Origin of the sequence: Mycobacterium sp. NPDC050551, assembly GCF_040674075.1 — a bacterium.
Lineage (GTDB): Bacteria > Actinomycetota > Actinomycetes > Mycobacteriales > Mycobacteriaceae > Mycobacterium.
In genome coordinates this window covers 294,949-311,247 of the sequence record NZ_JBFARC010000008.1, presented here as the reverse complement: position 1 = coordinate 311,247, position 16,299 = coordinate 294,949, and the positions used below count along the sequence as shown (strand labels likewise).

General features: G+C 67.7%; 14 protein-coding genes and 2 tRNA genes. 8 read left to right on the top strand and 8 right to left on the bottom strand.

What is annotated here, in order from left to right:
- Window positions 1–53 precede the first annotated feature (53 nt).
- Window positions 54–2,228, bottom strand: coding sequence for a glutamine synthetase III (locus tag AB0K11_RS27640; RefSeq protein WP_364984772.1), 2,175 nt, complete (start codon window positions 2,226–2,228; stop codon window positions 54–56).
- Window positions 2,229–2,417: 189 nt separating this feature from the next.
- On the opposite strand from AB0K11_RS27640, the gene AB0K11_RS27635 reads away from it, so the two are divergent.
- The 6 genes from AB0K11_RS27635 (at window position 2,418) to AB0K11_RS27610 (ending at window position 9,446) form a co-directional block, all read left to right on the top strand.
- The gene (locus AB0K11_RS27635; protein ID WP_364984770.1) at window positions 2,418–4,787 is read left to right on the top strand and encodes an FdhF/YdeP family oxidoreductase; all 2,370 of its coding nucleotides are present in this window, start codon (window positions 2,418–2,420) and stop codon (window positions 4,785–4,787) included.
- Window positions 4,775–5,599, top strand: a complete 825-nt coding sequence (fdhD, locus tag AB0K11_RS27630; RefSeq protein WP_364984768.1) for a formate dehydrogenase accessory sulfurtransferase FdhD — start codon at window positions 4,775–4,777, stop codon at window positions 5,597–5,599. Before AB0K11_RS27635 ends, fdhD begins: the two co-directional genes overlap by 13 nt.
- 228 nt (window positions 5,600–5,827) lie before the next feature.
- Complete coding sequence (locus tag AB0K11_RS27625; protein WP_364984766.1) at window positions 5,828–7,060, top strand: fatty acid desaturase; 1,233 nt, start codon at window positions 5,828–5,830, stop codon at window positions 7,058–7,060.
- Between the two features lie 98 nt (window positions 7,061–7,158).
- Window positions 7,159–7,614: a DUF5994 family protein gene (locus AB0K11_RS27620; protein WP_364984764.1), complete on the top strand. Its 456-nt coding sequence runs from the start codon at window positions 7,159–7,161 to the stop codon at window positions 7,612–7,614.
- 65 nt (window positions 7,615–7,679) lie between these two features.
- Entirely contained in the window at window positions 7,680–8,996 is a 1,317-nt protein-coding gene (locus tag AB0K11_RS27615; protein ID WP_364984762.1) for a glycosyltransferase, read from the top strand.
- A gap of 45 nt (window positions 8,997–9,041) precedes the next feature.
- Window positions 9,042–9,446: a hypothetical protein gene (locus AB0K11_RS27610; RefSeq protein ID WP_364984760.1), complete on the top strand. Its 405-nt coding sequence runs from the start codon at window positions 9,042–9,044 to the stop codon at window positions 9,444–9,446.
- A gap of 53 nt (window positions 9,447–9,499) precedes the next feature.
- Here AB0K11_RS27610 and AB0K11_RS27605 read toward each other — a convergent pair whose 3' ends face one another.
- From AB0K11_RS27605 to AB0K11_RS27580, 6 genes are all read right to left on the bottom strand, one after another.
- Entirely contained in the window at window positions 9,500–10,405 is a 906-nt protein-coding gene (locus tag AB0K11_RS27605) for an SAM-dependent methyltransferase (protein ID WP_364984758.1), read from the bottom strand.
- Window positions 10,406–10,460: 55 nt separating this feature from the next.
- Window positions 10,461–11,741 carry an ATP-dependent Clp protease ATP-binding subunit ClpX gene (gene clpX, locus AB0K11_RS27600; RefSeq protein ID WP_364984756.1) on the bottom strand — a complete coding sequence of 427 codons (1,281 nt, stop codon included), beginning with the start codon at window positions 11,739–11,741 and terminating at the stop codon, window positions 10,461–10,463.
- A gap of 332 nt (window positions 11,742–12,073) precedes the next feature.
- On the bottom strand, window positions 12,074–12,721 hold the full coding sequence (locus AB0K11_RS27595) for an ATP-dependent Clp protease proteolytic subunit (RefSeq protein WP_364984753.1): 648 nt from the start codon (window positions 12,719–12,721) through the stop codon (window positions 12,074–12,076).
- Window positions 12,721–13,317: an ATP-dependent Clp protease proteolytic subunit gene (locus tag AB0K11_RS27590; RefSeq protein ID WP_264015442.1), complete on the bottom strand. Its 597-nt coding sequence runs from the start codon at window positions 13,315–13,317 to the stop codon at window positions 12,721–12,723. Before AB0K11_RS27590 ends, AB0K11_RS27595 begins: the two co-directional genes overlap by 1 nt.
- A gap of 154 nt (window positions 13,318–13,471) precedes the next feature.
- Complete coding sequence (gene tig / locus AB0K11_RS27585) at window positions 13,472–14,908, bottom strand: trigger factor (RefSeq protein WP_364984751.1); 1,437 nt, start codon at window positions 14,906–14,908, stop codon at window positions 13,472–13,474.
- A 39-nt stretch (window positions 14,909–14,947) separates the two neighbouring features.
- A tRNA-Pro gene (locus AB0K11_RS27580) sits at window positions 14,948–15,021 on the bottom strand.
- 135 nt (window positions 15,022–15,156) lie between these two features.
- On the opposite strand from AB0K11_RS27580, the gene AB0K11_RS27575 reads away from it, so the two are divergent.
- Both AB0K11_RS27575 and AB0K11_RS27570 read left to right on the top strand, forming a co-directional pair.
- Window positions 15,157–15,230 (top strand) — tRNA-Gly (locus tag AB0K11_RS27575).
- A gap of 171 nt (window positions 15,231–15,401) precedes the next feature.
- A complete protein-coding gene (locus tag AB0K11_RS27570) occupies window positions 15,402–15,746 on the top strand; it encodes a hypothetical protein (protein ID WP_364984749.1) in 345 nt (114 codons plus the stop codon).
- A gap of 49 nt (window positions 15,747–15,795) precedes the next feature.
- Here AB0K11_RS27570 and AB0K11_RS27565 read toward each other — a convergent pair whose 3' ends face one another.
- On the bottom strand, window positions 15,796–16,125 hold the full coding sequence (locus tag AB0K11_RS27565) for a hypothetical protein (protein ID WP_364984747.1): 330 nt from the start codon (window positions 16,123–16,125) through the stop codon (window positions 15,796–15,798).
- Between the last annotated feature and the right edge of the window lie 174 nt (window positions 16,126–16,299).

Genomic DNA, 16,299 nt, shown 5'->3' with positions numbered 1-16,299 from the left:
TGCAGGACGGGAACCCTCACACCCGGCGGCGGTACGGGTACGCGGCGCGCAGATCAGAGGATGTAGAGCATCTCCTGGTAGGTCGGCAGCGGCCACAGGTCGTCGGCGACGATCCCCTCGAGGGCGTCCGCGGCGGCACGTACCGCGTCCATCGCGGGAAGCAGGCCGTCGCGGGCGTGGGTCGCCTCCTCCAGTGCGCCGTCGGCATGATGCGCCAGCGCGGCCTTGAGCGCCGTCACCGCCGCGGTCAGCTCACCGATCGGCTCCGACACACTGTGCAGGAGCGTCATGTCGGGCTCGATGCCTGCCGCCTTGAGCGTCGCGACGTTCTGTGCGAGCTCGGTCTGGTAGCGGACCGCTGCGGGCAGGATGACCGTCGACCCCAGCTCCAGCGCCAGTTTCGCCTCGACCGCGACGGTCAGCGCGTACTGCTCGAGGCGGACCTCGTAGCGGCTGTGCAGTTCGCGCTCGCTGAACACGCCGTACCGCTCGAACACCTCGATGGCCTCGGGCTTGATCAGCTCGGGAACCGCGTCGAGGGTGGTCTTGAGGTTGGGCAGACCGCGCTCGGCCGCCTCGATGTGCCAGTTCTCCGAGTAGCCGTCGCCGTTGAACACCACCGCGCCGTGCTCGGTGATGATCTCGGTGAGCAGCGTCTGCACGGCCGTGTCGAACTCCTCGCCGTCGGACACGGCCTTCTCCAGCACGGTGGCCATGTAGTCCAGCGAGTCGGCCATGATCGTGTTGAGGATGATCATCGGCACGTTGATCGTCTGGCCCGAGCCGGGCGCGCGGAACTCGAAGCGGTTGCCGGTGAACGCGAACGGGCTGGTGCGGTTCCGGTCGCCTGGATCGGTGGGCAGGATCGGCAGGGTGTCGACACCGATGATCATGGTGCCCTTGCCCTTCGACGACGTCGCCGCGCCCTTGGCGATCTGGTCGAACACGTCGGCGAGCTGATCGCCGAGGAAGATCGAGATGATCGCCGGCGGCGCCTCGTTGGCGCCGAGACGGTGGTCGTTGGTGGCTGAGGCGACCGACACCCGCAGCAGACCGGCGTACTTGTGCACCGCGCGGATCACCGCGGCGCAGAACACCAGGAATTGCGCATTCTCGTGCGGGGTGTCACCGGGCACCAGCAGGCTGCCGAACTGCGCGTTGCCCATCGAGAAGTTCACGTGCTTGCCCGAACCGTTGACCCCGGCGAACGGCTTCTCGTGGAAGAGGCACTCCATGCCGTGCTTCTTGGCGATCGTCTTGAACGTGGTCATCAGCAACTGCTGATGGTCGGCGGCGATGTTGGCCCGCTCGAACATCGGCGCGATCTCGAACTGGCCGGGCGCGACCTCGTTGTGGCGGGTCTTGGCGGGGATGCCCAGCTTGAACAGCTCGCGTTCGGTGTCCATCATGAAGCCGAGCACGCGCTCGGGGATGGCGCCGAAGTAGTGGTCGTCGAACTCCTGGCCCTTGGGCGGCTTGGTGCCGAACAGGGTGCGGCCCGCGTTGATGAGGTCCGGGCGGGCGAGGAAGAAGTGCCGGTCTATCAGGAAGTACTCCTGCTCGGGACCACAGAACGACACGATGTGATCGAAGTCCCTGTGGCCGAACAGCTTCAGGATGCGCTCGGCCTGCGCGCCCATCGCCTGCTGACTGCGCAGCAGTGGCGTCTTGAAGTCCAGCGCCTCACCGGTCATCGAGACGAACACCGTCGGGATGCACAGCGTGTTGCCGTTCGGGTTCTCCAGGATGTACGCCGGGCTGGTGACGTCCCAGCCGGTGTAGCCGCGCGCCTCGAAGGTGCTGCGCAGCCCGCCGGACGGGAAACTCGACGCGTCGGGCTCGCCCTGGATCAGGGTCTTGCCGGCGAACTCGGCCAGCGTCTGGCCGTCGGAGACCGGCTCGAGGAAGCTGTCGTGCTTCTCGGCGGTGAACCCCGTCATGGGATAGAAGACGTGCGCGTAGTGGGTGGCGCCCTTGGACAGCGCCCAGTCCTTCATCACCGAGGCGACGGAGTCGGCGACGGCCGGGTCGAGCTTCGCGCCCTTCTCGATGGTGGCGACCACGGACTTGTACACCGACTTGGGCAGCCGCAGCTGCATCTCCGCCTTGGTGAACACGTTCGATCCGAAGATCTCACCGGGCGCCTCGGCGGGATCGAAACTGATCGCCGGCGGCACGTACGCCTCGACGTTGTTGATGGCCTGCAGACGCACGGCATTTCCGCTCAATGAAGTTCCTATCACTGCATGGTCCGCGCGTGTCTCACGCCGACGGTTGACCGGCCAACACTAGGAACGGTCGATGGCGGACTTGTTACGCGCCCGTCACCGACAGAATTCGTTTGCCGTCCCGCGGCGTCACGGCTTCGCCACCCCGACCCGCGACCGTGGCGTCGCAGCGACGCCTACGCTGGTTTCATGGGGCTTCGACTACGCAGAGGACGCGGTGTCACCCGCGACATCGAGGCGGACTACGACGAGCACGCCGCGGTCGCCACCGGACCGGAAGGCGAGGCGGCCGGCGTCAAGGCGGTACTGGTGTCGCTGCAGCGCGGCATCAAGTCGATGGGCCCGCTGCGCACCGCCGTATCGCTGGTCCGGCTCAACCAGCGGCACGGGTTCGACTGCCCCGGTTGCGCCTGGCCGGAGGAACCCGGCGGCCGCAAATTCGCCGAGTTCTGCGAGAACGGCGCGAAGGCCGTCGCCGAGGAGGCCACCAAGCGGGTGGTCACACCGGAGTTCTTCGCCCGGCACTCGATCGCCGACCTGGAGGCCCGCCCCGAGTACTGGCTGAGCCAGCAGGGCAGGCTGACCCACCCGGTGGTGCTGCGTCCCGGTGACGACCACTACCGCGAGATCGGCTGGGCCGAGGCGTACCGGCTGATCGCCGGCGAACTGCGGGCGCTCGCCGACCCGAACGAGGCGGTGTTCTACACCTCAGGCCGCACCAGCAATGAGGCCGCCTTCCTGTACCAGCTGCTGGTCCGCAGCTTCGGCACCAACAACCTGCCGGACTGTTCGAACATGTGCCACGAGTCCTCGGGCGCGGCACTGGGAGACGCGATCGGCATCGGCAAGGGATCGGTCAGTGTCGAGGATGTCGCCACCGCGGACCTGATCATCATCGCCGGCCAGAATCCGGGCACCAACCATCCCCGGATGCTGTCGGTGCTGGAGAAGGCGAAGGCCGGCGGCGCCAAGATCATCGCGGTCAACCCGCTGCCGGAGGCGGGCCTGGTCCGCTTCAAGGACCCGCAGAAGGTGCACGGCGTGGTCGGGCACGGGGTCCCGATCGCCGACGAGTTCGTGCAGATCCGCCTCGGCGGCGACATGGCGCTGTTCGCGGGGGTGGCCCGATTGCTGCTGGAGGCCGACGACCGGCAGCCCGGCACCGTCGTCGACCGCGACTTCATCGAGGACCACTGCGCGGGATTCGCCGAGTACGAGGCGCACGCCCGGGCCGTGGACCTCGACACCGTGCTGGAGGCCACCGGCATCGACCGCGCCCAGCTGGAGCGGGTGGCGGCGATGATCGCCGGTTCGCAGCGCACGGTGGCGTGCTGGGCGATGGGGCTCACCCAGCACCGGCATGCGGTCGCGATGATCTCCGAGATCGCCAACGTGCTGCTGATGCGCGGCATGATCGGCAAGCCCGGAGCCGGGTTGTGCCCGGTGCGGGGACATTCCAACGTGCAGGGCGACCGCACCATGGGCATCTGGGAGCAGATGCCGGAGTCGTTCCTGGCTGCACTGGACGCCCACTTCGGGATCGTCAGCCCGCGCGACCACGGGGTGGACACCGTCGACGCGATCCGGGCGATGCGCGACGGCCGGGCCAAGGTGTTCATGGGCATGGGTGGCAACTTCGCGCTCGCGACACCGGACACCGCGGTCACCGAGGCCGCGCTGCGCAGTTGCTCGCTCACCGTGCAGGTGTCGACGAAGCTCAACCGCAGCCACATCGTGCACGGCCGCACCGCGCTCATCCTGCCGTCGCTCGGCCGCACCGACCGCGACCTGCAGAACGGGGTGAAACAGCAGGTCTCGGTCGAGGATTCGATGTCGATGGTGCACCTGTCGCGGGGCAGCCTGCACCCGCCGGGTGAGGAGGTGCGCAGCGAGGTCGCGATCATCTGTCAGCTGGCCCGCGAACTGCTCGGCCCCGACCACCCGGTGCCGTGGGAGCGGTTCAACGCCGACTACGACGCCATCCGCGACGCCATCGCCGCCGTGGTGCCGGGATGCGACGACTACAACAGCCGGGTGCGCGCACCCGACGGCTTCCAGCTACCCAACGGTCCCCGCGATGCACGCGAATTCCCAACCAGCACAGGGAAGGCCAACTTCGCGGTCAACGAACTCGAGTGGGTGGCGGTGCCGCCGGGCCGGTTGGTGCTGCAGACCCTGCGCAGCCACGACCAGTACAACACCACCATCTACGGACTGAGCGACCGCTACCGCGGTGTCGAGGGCGGCCGGCGCGTCGTCTTCGTCAACCCTGCCGACCTCACCGCGTTCGGACTCACCGAGGGCGACCGGGTGGATCTGGTGTCGGAGTTCGCGGTCGACGGCGACACGCAGGAACGCCGCGCCAAGGACTTCATGGTGGTGCCGTACTCGACACCGGCAGGCAATGCCGCCGCCTACTACCCGGAGACCAACTCGCTGGTGGCCCTCGACCACGTCGCCGCCAGGTCCAACACCCCGGTGTCCAAGGCCGTCGTCATCCGTCTCGAAAGGGCCAGCGCGCCCAGCGATCTGGTGAGCGGTTCGACATGGGACGAGTGACCACCCGCCGGCGGGCGCACCACGTCACCGGTGAGGACGCCGTCGCCCGGCCCGAGACACTGGTGGTCGAGGAGCCGCTGGAGATCCGGCTGAACGGCACCCCGATCACCGTGACGATGCGGACACCGGGATCCGATGTCGAACTGGCGCAGGGGTTCCTGCTCACCGAGGGGGTGATCGGGCACCGTGACGACGTGCTGACCGTCCGCTACTGCCGCGGCGCGGACGAGGACGGCGTCAACACCTACAACGTCCTGGACGTCACCCTGGCGCCAACGGTGCCCATGCCGAACATCGACGTGCGTCGCAATTTCTACACCACGTCGTCGTGCGGGGTGTGCGGCAAGGCGTCGCTGGAGGCGGTGCAGCTGTCGAGCCGGCACTGCCCGGGTGACGACCCGTCGACCGTGCCGGCCGCGACGTTGTCGGCGATGCCGGACCAGTTGCGTCGAGCGCAGAAGGTGTTCGCCAGCACCGGCGGCCTGCACGGCGCCGCCCTGTTCACCACCGACGGCACGCTGATCGTGGTCCGTGAGGACATCGGCAGGCACAACGCGGTCGACAAGGTGATCGGCTGGGCGACCGAACAGGACCGCATCCCGCTGACGGGCACCGTGCTGCTGGTCAGCGGTCGCGCGTCGTTCGAGCTCACCCAGAAAGCGGTGATGGCCGGCATCCCGGTACTCGCCGCGGTGTCCGCGCCCTCGTCGCTCGCCGTCGATCTGGCCAGCCAGTCCGGACTCACGCTGGTGGCGTTCCTGCGGGGTGAGTCGATGAACATCTACACCCGGCGCGACCGCGTCACGCGATGAGTCCGCATCTCCTGGCGGGCACATGCGGCACGGCGTCGGCACCCGTAGAGTGTGAAGGGCACGGCAACTGAACGTCGGTCACTCCGCCCGGGTGAGACCTGGCTCGGCGGACACCGCTTCTGACTCGTGGATGCGTTCACCACGCGAGCGCAATCACGGATGGGAAGGAACCCCATTCGCGCGTCCCGGGGACGCGCGCGCTTCGTCCCATCGAACAAGGATTGACCAATGGTGATCAGCCAGGTCCGCGCCTACGCGCATCTGACCGACGCAGACCTCGAGGCATTCGGCAGCGAACTCGACTCCCTCCGCACCCGTATCGAAGACGATCTCGGTGCCCGTGACGCCGCGTACATCCGACGGACCATCCTGCTGCAGCGCACGCTGGACGTCGCGGCGCGGCTGACGATCCAGTGCAGCCGCAGCCGGACCGGCTGGCTGCTGGGGACGGTGGCGCTGGCGACAGCCAAGAGCATCGAGAACATGGAGATCGGGCACAACGTCGGCCACGGTCAGTGGGACTGGATGAACGACCCGGAGATCCACTCCAACACCTGGGAGTGGGACATGGCGGGACTGTCCTCCCAGTGGCGCTACTCGCACAACTACACCCACCACGTCTTCACCAACATCCTCGGCATGGACGACGACATCGGGTTCGGGGTGATCCGGATGACCCGGGATCAGACCTGGAAACCGGAGCACCTCATCCAGCCTCTGCGCAACGTGTTGCTCGCCGTCATCTTCGAATGGGGCATCGCGCTGCACGGCGTGCACTCCAACCGGGACCGCGTGGACACCGCCGAGGAGCTGACAGCAGGACGCAAAGCGCTGCTGCGCAAGATCTCCCGTCAGGTGACCAAGGACTACGTGGTCTTCCCCGCGCTGAGCGTGCGGCGATGGCGGAGGACCCTGGGTGCCAACGCCGCGGCCAACGTGCTGCGGAATCTGTGGGCCTACTTGGTGATCTTCTGCGGCCACTTCCCCGACGGCGCGGAGAAGTTCGATCCGGCGGTGCTGACCGACGAGACGAAGCCGCACTGGTATCTGCGCCAGATGCTCGGCAGTGCCAACTTCTCCGCCGGACCGTTGATGGGGTTCCTCAGCGGCCACCTCTGCTACCAGATCGAGCATCACCTGTTCCCCGACCTGCCCAGCAATCGCCTTCCGGAGATCGCGGTCTCGGTGCGGCAGCTGTGCGAGAAGTACGACCTGCCGTACACCACCGGCCCGCTGGCGCGGCAGTACCTACTGACGCTGCGCACCATCCACAAGCTCGCGCTGCCGGACCGGTTCCTGACCGCCACGGTGGACGACGCGCCGGAGACGGCGTCCGAGCGGCGATTCGACGGTGACCCCGCATGGCCGGCGGATCCTCACGTCAGATACGGGCTGCGCAGCGCGCTGGAACGCCGGCGGCAGGCCCGGCGTTCGCGGATGCCCTGGCGGTCCGCCGGGTAGCGTGAGGGATGTCGACGGCCGTTCGCATGTGACCGTTCAGAGGTCGTGTCGCTGTCGACGGAATCGGGTCGTGTCACGGCCCGGACAGGAGCGTCGCCATGACGCAAAGAGATTCAACGGCATCGACAGCCAGCCGCCACCCGAGCCCGCCGGACTACACACCCCGGCTGCGATTGAAGCCCAAGGCGGCGCCAACCGGCTATGTCGACGGAGCATGGTGGCCTCACAGTGACGACCTGCAGGCGGAACTGCCGGATCTGCTGGCGGTGCTGTCGGTCCGCCTCGGCCGCATCGAGCGCGTGATGTACCACCTCGGCGAGTGGGCCGTCGCGCCCTCCAAAGCCACTGTCGGTGACCGGGTGGTGCGTCTCGACGGATACGTCAGTCAGCCCGTCGACACGCTTGCCGTGCGCGGACTGAACCGGACCCAGTGCCTGCTGCTGGTGATTCCGCCGGCCACCGACGCGGAACAGGCGCACCGGGCGATGATGGCCGCCGCCGCGCCGGACAGCAGATTGCCCATCGCCCAGTTGCTCAGCACGGGCGGTCAGTGAACCTTTGACGACGCTGGCTCGTCGGAGTGGTCGGAACACAATCGACCACTCGAAGGAGCCCTCCCATGGCGGAGATCTTGATCGTCGCGATGCCCCCGATCGGCCACGTAAGCCCGCTGCTCAGCGTCGCCGGCGGACTGATCGACCGCGGCGACCGCGTCACTGTGCTGACATCGGCGTCCCATGCCGAACGGATCCGTGCCGTCGGCGCCACGCCGGCCGCCCTACCCGCCGAGGCCGACTTCGATCTGTCGCGCCTCGACCTCGACTTCCCCGGGCGAGCCGAGACGTCGGGTGTCGCGCGGGTCAACTTCGACATCACGCGGCTGTTCGTCGCACCGATGCCGCACCAGGCTCGCGCACTCGCCGAGTTGCTGGCGCACAACAGGTTCGACGCCGTCATCGTCGACGCCGCATTTCTGGGCGTGCTACCGCTGCTGCTCGGTGACCGGGCCGGCCGGCCGCCGGTGCTCGCGTACACCACCACCCCGCTGATGATCACCAGCCGCGACACCGCACCCGGCGGCCTCGGCATGGCGCCGTCGTCGTCATGGCCGGGACGGCTGCGCAACCGGGCGCTCACCGTCCTCGCCCACCGGGTGTTGCTGCGGGAGCCGCAGCGGGCCGCCGAGGAGGTGCTGAACCGCCTCGGCGCAGGCCCACTGCGGACCTTCGTCCTCGACGCAGGGTTACTGGCCGACCACTACATCGCGCCGACCATTCCTGAATTCGACTATCCCCGCAGCGATCTCCCCGCCACCGTGCGCTACGTCGGCGCCGTCCACCCCGCACCGTCTTCCGGTGTGACGCTGCCGTCCTGGTGGGCACAGCTCGACACTGCGCGCCCGGTCGTGCACGTCACCCAGGGCACCATCGACAACGCCGACCTGAGCCGACTGCTCGCACCGACGATCGCCGCGCTGGGCGGTGAGGACGTCACCATCATCGCCACCACCGGTGGCCGCCCGGTGACCGACCTCAGGATTCCACTCCCCCGCAATGTTCATGTCGCGGAATACATTCCGCACGACCTGCTGCTGCCCAGGGTCGACGTCATGGTGACCAACGGCGGATACGGCGCCGTGCAGCGCGCGCTCTGTGCCGGGGTACCGCTGGTGGTGGCCGGCAACACCGAGGACAAGCCCGAGGTGGCGGCCCGGGTGGCCTGGGCGGGCGCGGGCATCGACATGCGCACCGGCACACCGTCGGCCGAGGCGGTACGCACCGCGGTTCGCGCGGTGCTCGACGACGACCGCTATGGGCGCAGGGCCCGGACGCTGGCGGCCGCGTACGCCCGGCGCGACGGCGTCGCCGAGATCGCCGCGCTCGTGCACGGTGCGATCGCCGAGCGTGGCAGCGCGGTCCCGCGTGAAGTCGCGTAGTGGACTACTCATGCGCTCACCCGCCGCGGCGCGCAGGCTCGAACCATGCTGACCGAACTGCAGTTCGCCGCGATCACCGCGTTCCTCATCTGGGGGCTCGTCAGCTCGGTGCGCGGCCTGCTCACACCATCAGCCACCGAGGTCGTGCTGGTCTGGCGTGAACACGGTCCCGATGGCTGGGACAGCTGGCGCGAGGTGCATTTCGGGCTGACGAATGCGAACCGGCGGGTGCTCGAGCAGGCACACGTCAGAGAGCTGACCGAGTCGGACCGCGCCGGCCTCGTCGGCGCCGTACTGCAGCAGACCCGCCGGCCCGACGGCGATGCCGTCCAGTTCGCCGTCGTGCGTCGGCCACCCGAGCGGATCCACACCACACCGGACGTCGTCTACGTCTCCGAGCAGGTCGCGACACGCCAGGGGGAAGAGGTGGCAGCCGTCGGCACGGCATGAGCCACCAGCAGAAGGGACGGCAGCGTCGAGGAGGGGACGACGCTGCCGTCCCGCTACTGCTTCCGGTGCGCGGTGACGAAAGTACTGCTCAACGATCCGGCCGGGACACCGTCGGGTGCGGGCCTGCCCAACTCCGCCATCACGTCGACCGCGACCGCTGGACTGGCCGACCAGCCCCGGTCGGCCAGCCACTCGACGACGTCGGCGCGTTCCCCGGCGAAGAAGAGTTGCTCGCCGGAGTAGACCTCTTCGCGGGTGGTCTCGTTCATCCGTCGGAACGTCTCTTCGGTGTTCGCGTAGAACTCGGGCGTGTAGGCGTCCACCACGAGTCGGCCTCCTGCAGCGCTGAATTGGTGAATACGTTCGAACAGTAGATCCTGCGCGGCGGGTGGGAGGTATGGCAGCAACCCCTCCGCCACCCATGCCGTCGGCGCACCCGGATCGAAGCCCGCGGCGGTCAACGCCGCCGGCCAATCATGGCGCAGGTCTATCGGGACTGCCCGACGGGCGGTGGCGGGTTCGGCATCCTGCGACCGCATGGTGGCGTCCTTGAACTCGAGCACTCCGGGCTGGTCGAGCTCGTAGACGACGGTGCCATGGGGCCACGTCAGCCGCCAGGCCCGGGCATCGAGACCGGCCGCGAGGATGACGATCTGGCGTTCGCCACCCGCGGTCAGGAAATCGTCGATGTACCGGGTGCGGCACGCGGCCCAGTCCGTCGACGCCTGCCGAAAGCGTGCCACGGCCGGATCGTCGTACTCATTGCGGTGCCAGGCCTCGGTGGCGTACGGATTCTTCCAACCCTGCGCAACGGCGGCGTCGAGGAAGTGCTGAGCGAACGGGTCGGCCGTGAGTCTGTCATCGCGGGTCGTCTCTGCCGCTCGGACCATCGCGGTGGCCAGCGCGGTAGTACCGACGTTCTCGCTGATGTCCCAGCTGTCGCCTTCGGTTCTGCCCATGCCCGACCCCCCGTTCGGGGACATCATGCCCCCGCGCGGCGGTCAGCGTGTCAGATCAGGCGCTCTTGTCGCGGCGTTCGGCGCGCGTCGGCTTACGCGGGACTATCGTCGGCAGCACGTTGTCCTGGACGGTCTCCTTGGTGACGACCACCTTGGCGACGTCGTCGCGGCTGGGGATGTCGTACATCACCGGCAGCAGGACCTCTTCCATGATGGCGCGCAGACCACGGGCGCCCGTGCCACGGTGGATCGCCTGGTCGGCGATCGCGTCGAGGGCATCCTCGTCGAACTCCAGCTCGACCCCGTCCATCTCGAACAGCCGGGTGTACTGCTTCACCAGTGCGTTCTTCGGGGTGGACAGGATCTGTACCAGCGATTCCTTGTCCAGGTTCGTCACCGATGCGACGACCGGCAGGCGACCGATGAACTCAGGGATCAGACCGAACTTGATCAGGTCTTCGGGCATGACCTCTGCGAAGTGGTCCTGGGTGTCGATCTCGGCCTTCGAGTGCACCTCGGCGCCGAAGCCCAGACCGCGCTTGCCGACCCGGTCCTGCACGATCCGCTCGAGCCCGGCGAACGCGCCGGCCACGATGAACAGCACATTGGTGGTGTCGATCTGGATGAATTCCTGGTGCGGGTGCTTGCGGCCGCCCTGCGGGGGCACCGACGCCTGCGTGCCCTCGAGGATCTTCAGCAGCGCCTGCTGCACGCCCTCACCGGAGACGTCGCGCGTGATCGACGGGTTCTCGCTCTTGCGGGCGATCTTGTCGACCTCGTCGATGTAGATGATGCCGGTCTCGGCGCGCTTGACGTCGTAGTCGGCGGCCTGGATCAGCTTGAGCAGAATGTTCTCGACGTCCTCGCCGACGTAGCCGGCCTCGGTGAGCGCGGTCGCGTCGGCGATCGCGAACGGGACGTTGAGCATCTTGGCCAGCGTCTGGGCCAGGTAGGTCTTGCCACACCCGGTCGGACCGAGCATCAGGATGTTGGACTTCGTCAGCTCGACGGTCTCGGCGCGCGAATCGCGCGACTTCTCCCCCGCCTGGATGCGCTTGTAGTGGTTGTAGACCGCGACCGCGAGCGTGCGCTTGGCGGTGTCCTGCCCGATGACATAGCCCTCGAGGAAGTCGCGGATCTCCGCCGGCTTCGGGAGTTCATCGAGTTTGACGTCGTCGGCGTCGGCCAACTCCTCTTCGATGATCTCGTTGCACAGGTCGATGCACTCGTCGCAGATGTACACACCGGGACCCGCGATGAGCTTCTTCACCTGCTTCTGACTCTTGCCACAGAACGAGCACTTCAGCAGGTCACCGCCGTCTCCGATACGCGCCATGGTGGTGGAGGCCTACTTCCTGTTCACAAGTCGGTGAATCGGACTGGTGGTTCACTTCGGGCGTCGCCGAGGCATTGAACCCGACGCTACCCGCTTGTTCCGGCGCGGTGCGACCTTAGAGGCGAATCGCGTCGGTGGTATTCAGCTGTCGCGCCAACATATCGCCTGATGCACCCGGTGACCCGCCGCCACGCGGCCCGTGTTCCTGGCGTGTCGCCGTCGTGACCGAAGTGTGAGCCGCCACAGAAGGTGTCCACCCGGTTGCGATGTGGTGGCCTGCGCCCACGATACCGCGCCCGATCGGCCGCGGTGAGCGGCCGATCGGCGGCCGGTCAGCCCTTCTGGGCCGACAGCTTGCGGTATTCGAGCACCGTGTCGATGACGCCGTAATCCTTGGCCTCGGCCGCGGTGAGGATCTTGTCGCGGTCGGTGTCCTTGCGGATCTGCTCCGGGGACTTGCCGGTGTGATTCGCCAGCGTCACCTCCATGAGGGTGCGCATCCGCTCGATCTCCTTGGCCTGGATCTCCAGGTCGGAGAACTGCCCCTGGATCACACCGGACAGTGCCGGCTGGTGAATCAGGATGCGGGCGTTGGGCAGCGCGAGCCGCTTACCCGGCGTTCCTGCGGCCAGCAGCACCGCCGCGGCCGAGGCCGCCTGGCCCAGGCACACGGTCTGGATGTCGGCACGCACGTACTGCATGGTGTCGTAGATCGCCATCAGCGAGGTGAACGAGCCACCGGGCGAGTTGATGTACATGGTGATGTCGCGGTCGGGGTCCAGCGACTCCAGGACCAGCAGCTGGGCCATGATGTCGTTCGCCGACGCGTCGTCGACCTGCACGCCGAGGAAGATGATGCGTTCCTCGAACAGCTTGTTGTACGGGTTGGACTCCTTGACGCCGAAGCTCGAGTGCTCGATGAACGACGGCAGGATGTAGCGGGCCTGCGGCTGCAGCCGGGGATCAGTTTGATTGGTCATCAGGGTGCCACTCCGTCGTTGATGCTGGCGCTGGTGATGATGTGGTCGACGAAGCCGTACTCGAGTGCTTCCTGCGCGGTGAACCAGCGGTCGCGATCGGAGTCGGCTTCGATGCGCTCGATGGTCTGCCCGGTGAACTCGGCGTTCAGCCGGAACATCTCCTTCTTGATCGAAGAGAACTGCTCGGCCTGGATCGCGATGTCGGCCGCGCCACCGGTGATCCCGCCCAACGGCTGGTGCATCAGGATGCGGGCGTGCGGCAGGGCGTAGCGCTTGCCCTTGGTGCCCGCCGCGAGCAGGAACTCACCCATCGACGCGGCCATGCCCATGCCGTAGGTCGCCACGTCGCACGGCGCGAGCACCATGGTGTCGTAGATCGCCATGCCTGCGCTGATCGAGCCGCCCGGCGAGTTGATGTAAAGGTGGATGTCCTTGACGGGGTCCTCGGCCGACAGCAGCAGGATCTGCGCACAGATCCGGTTGGCGATGTCGTCGTCGACCTGCGACCCAAGGAAGATGATGCGCTCGGCGAGCAACCGCTCGTAGACCGAGTCCTGCAGTGTGAGCCCTGGCGACCCGCCACGCATTTCCGTCATCGGCTGAGTACCTCTTTCTCGTACGTCTTCGTCGCTCTCGAACTTCGTCGGCTGTCACCGACACTAACCAAACTGCGCCGCGCCGCACTCCCTGGCGGGGCCGCGTTCGCTCACAGCGTGTCCCCGGTCGCTTCGCGCGCGACCGCCGGACGCGTCACTTCGTGTCGGCGGCGTCCTCGGCTGCGTCGTCGTCGGCCTCGTCGGCGCTGGCATCCTCGTCGGCGTCGTCGACCTCGTCGGTGACGTCCTCGGCGGCGTCGTCGGCCTCACCGGCGGGCCCGAAGAACTCCGTGGTGTCGATGACGGCACCCTCGGAGTCGGTGACCGTCGCGGCGTGCACCACCGCGGCGATGGTGAGCCCGCGCCGCACGTCGGCGAACATCGCAGGCAGCTGGTTGTTCTGCTGCAGCACCTGCAGGAGCTGCTGCGGCTCGATGCCGTACTGACGCGACATCAACACCAGACGCTCGGTCAGGTCGTTCTGGCCGACCTGGACGTCGAGCTTGTCGGCCACCGCGTCCATCAGCAGCTGGGTCTTGACGGCCTTCTCGGCGTCGCTGCGGGTCTCGGCGTCGAACTCCTCGCGGGTGGTGCCCTGCTCGGCGAGCTGCTCGGCGAAGCGCTCCTCGTCGTGGTCGAGGCCGTGGATCGCGTTGTGCACCGTGTCGTCGACCTGGGCCTGCACCACCTTCTCGGGCAGCGGGATCTCGGTCTGCTCCAGCAGCGCCTCCAGCGCGCGGTCCCGGATCTGCTCGGCCTGGGTGACGCGCTTGACCCGGCGGACCTGCTCGACCAGGCTCTCGCGCAGCTCGTCAAAGGTGTCGAATTCGCTTGCCAGCTGGGCGAACTCGTCGTCGGGCTCGGGCAGCTCGCGTTCCTTGACCGACTTCACGGTGACGGTCACCACTGCTTCGCGGCCGGCGTACTCACCGGCGGCGAGTGTGGTGGTGAACTCCTTGCTCTCGCCCTCGGAGAGGCCGGTGATCGCCTCGTCGAGGCCGTCGATGAGCTGGCCGGAGCCGACCTCGTGGGACAGGCCCTCGGTGGCGGCCTCGGGCACCGGCTCGCCGTCCACGGTGGCCGACAGGTCGATGGACACGAAGTCGCCCTCGGCGGCCGGACGGTCGACACCGGTGAGGGTGCCGAACCGGGCGCGCAGGTTCTGCAGCTCGGCGTCCACCTCGTCGTCGCCGACCTCGATCGGGTCGACGGTGATCGTCAGGGATTCCAGGTCGGGCAGTTCGATCTCGGGCCGGACGTCGACCTCGGCCGTGAACACGAGGTCCTCGCCGTACTCCTTGTTGGTGATCTCGATCTCCGGCTGGCCCAGCGGCTGCACCTCGGAGGTGGTGATCGCCTCGGAGTACTTGCCGGGGACGGCCTCGCCGACGACCTGGTCGAGCATCGCCTCACGGCCGACGCGCGCCTCGAGCAACTTGCGGGGCGCCTTACCGGGGCGGAAGCCGGGCAGCCGGACCTGCTGGGCCAGCTGCTTGAAAGCGCGGTCGAAATCGGGCTCCAGTTCCGTGAAGGGCACCTCCACGTTGATGCGCACCCGGGTGGGGCTCAACTTCTCGACGGTGCTCTTCACGCTCTTTGACTCCTCGATGTCTGAATACGGGTGGTGCTGTCGGGGTGACAGGATTTGAACCTGCGGCCTTCCGCTCCCAAAGCGGATGCGCTACCAAGCTGCGCTACACCCCGAAGGTGGTCTTCGTCGCCCGCACGCGCGTCACTGACCACGCGAGATACTACGTGTTGCCGGCGACGCGCATGCGCGCGCGGCAGCCAATTGGCCTTGATCGACGGCGCGCCGGTACGATCTGCGATGCACAACATGCGGGCGTAGCTCAATGGTAGAGCCCTAGTCTTCCAAACTAGCTACGCGGGTTCGATTCCCGTCGCCCGCTCCACGAAGCGCCCTGGAAGGGGCGTAGCTGCAGTTGGCCGGCGGTTTCTGCGCCGGCCTACGAGCCCAATATGCAATGCCCGGTCATATCGCCCGGGACAATCCGCACGTCGGCTCCCAGCGGAGCAGGGACGCCGGTCGGCAAGCAGGTGTCAACGCCATTGATGAGTGCACGTTGGCCGACTGGGCCGGGGTTGACCTTGCCCGTCACCGGGTCGATGAAGGGCGTGACTGGGCCCTGTCGCACGGCCTCTTGCCCGGGTTGCACGGCGTCCTGCCCCTGTTGCAGGGCGTCTTGCCCCTGTTGCAGGGCGTCCTCGACCTGGCCGGCGACGCCGGCGGCCCGGTCCTGCTGGCACTGCTGCTGTTGGTCTGGCGGCCGCTGTTCACACGGCGGGTCCTGCGCACCGGCGATCGGAGCGAATGCGACAGCGCATGCGCCCACCGCAGCGAACATGGCGCCAACAGTGCAACGCTTCAACACGAGGTCATCCCTTCGATCTGCTTCGCCCGACCTTAGATGAGGTAGACGAGCTGATGTCGATATTCCTCCGCGCCGCCCCCATCCGTCAGATCAGCGCGAAGGCCGCCAGCCCCAGCAATCCCAGCGCCGCCATGAGTCCGCCGATGACGAGCAGCACGGTGCCGTCTCCCCCACGCGGCGGGGCAGGACCGACCGGGTGGTGTGGCGGCATCAACGACGCGTCGCCCCACGGATGGGCGAGCCGGCGATCGTGGGCGGACCGCCGGATGAATCCGGCAACCAACAGCGCGCTACCAACGACGACGGCGATCATCGGCAGCAGGCCGATCACCGCGATGGCGAGCATGACGAGCAGCAGGCCGAACGATCCGCTCTCACCGTTGGGCCCCGCGGCGGCCAGCGTGTCCACGAGCATCCATTGAGTGTCACACCCTGCGGTGGGGGTGTGGCGCGGCAATTCGAGCACGCCATGACACCGATCGGTACCGACCGCGTAACGATCCGATCGCCTCGGCCGCCGACGGCGCCTTCGCCGATAGCATCATCAGTCAGACTGCGCGCGTTGGCTTTTCATGTCGGAATGGTGGAG

Bases quoted from the DNA above. Each gene is read 5' to 3' on its own strand.
- AB0K11_RS27635 (WP_364984770.1), top strand. From the start codon at position 2,418: ATGGGGCTTCGACTACGCAGAGGACGCGGTGTCACCCGCGACATCGAG.
- fdhD (WP_364984768.1), top strand. From the start codon at position 4,775: ATGGGACGAGTGACCACCCGCCGGCGGGCGCACCACGTCACCGGTGAG.
- AB0K11_RS27625 (WP_364984766.1), top strand. From the start codon at position 5,828: ATGGTGATCAGCCAGGTCCGCGCCTACGCGCATCTGACCGACGCAGAC.
- AB0K11_RS27620 (WP_364984764.1), top strand. From the start codon at position 7,159: ATGACGCAAAGAGATTCAACGGCATCGACAGCCAGCCGCCACCCGAGC.
- AB0K11_RS27615 (WP_364984762.1), top strand. From the start codon at position 7,680: ATGGCGGAGATCTTGATCGTCGCGATGCCCCCGATCGGCCACGTAAGC.
- AB0K11_RS27610 (WP_364984760.1), top strand. From the start codon at position 9,042: ATGCTGACCGAACTGCAGTTCGCCGCGATCACCGCGTTCCTCATCTGG.
- AB0K11_RS27605 (WP_364984758.1), bottom strand. From the start codon at position 10,405: ATGGGCAGAACCGAAGGCGACAGCTGGGACATCAGCGAGAACGTCGGT.
- clpX (WP_364984756.1), bottom strand. From the start codon at position 11,741: ATGGCGCGTATCGGAGACGGCGGTGACCTGCTGAAGTGCTCGTTCTGT.
- AB0K11_RS27595 (WP_364984753.1), bottom strand. From the start codon at position 12,721: ATGACCAATCAAACTGATCCCCGGCTGCAGCCGCAGGCCCGCTACATC.
- AB0K11_RS27590 (WP_264015442.1), bottom strand. From the start codon at position 13,317: ATGACGGAAATGCGTGGCGGGTCGCCAGGGCTCACACTGCAGGACTCG.
- AB0K11_RS27565 (WP_364984747.1), bottom strand. From the start codon at position 16,125: ATGCTCGTGGACACGCTGGCCGCCGCGGGGCCCAACGGTGAGAGCGGA.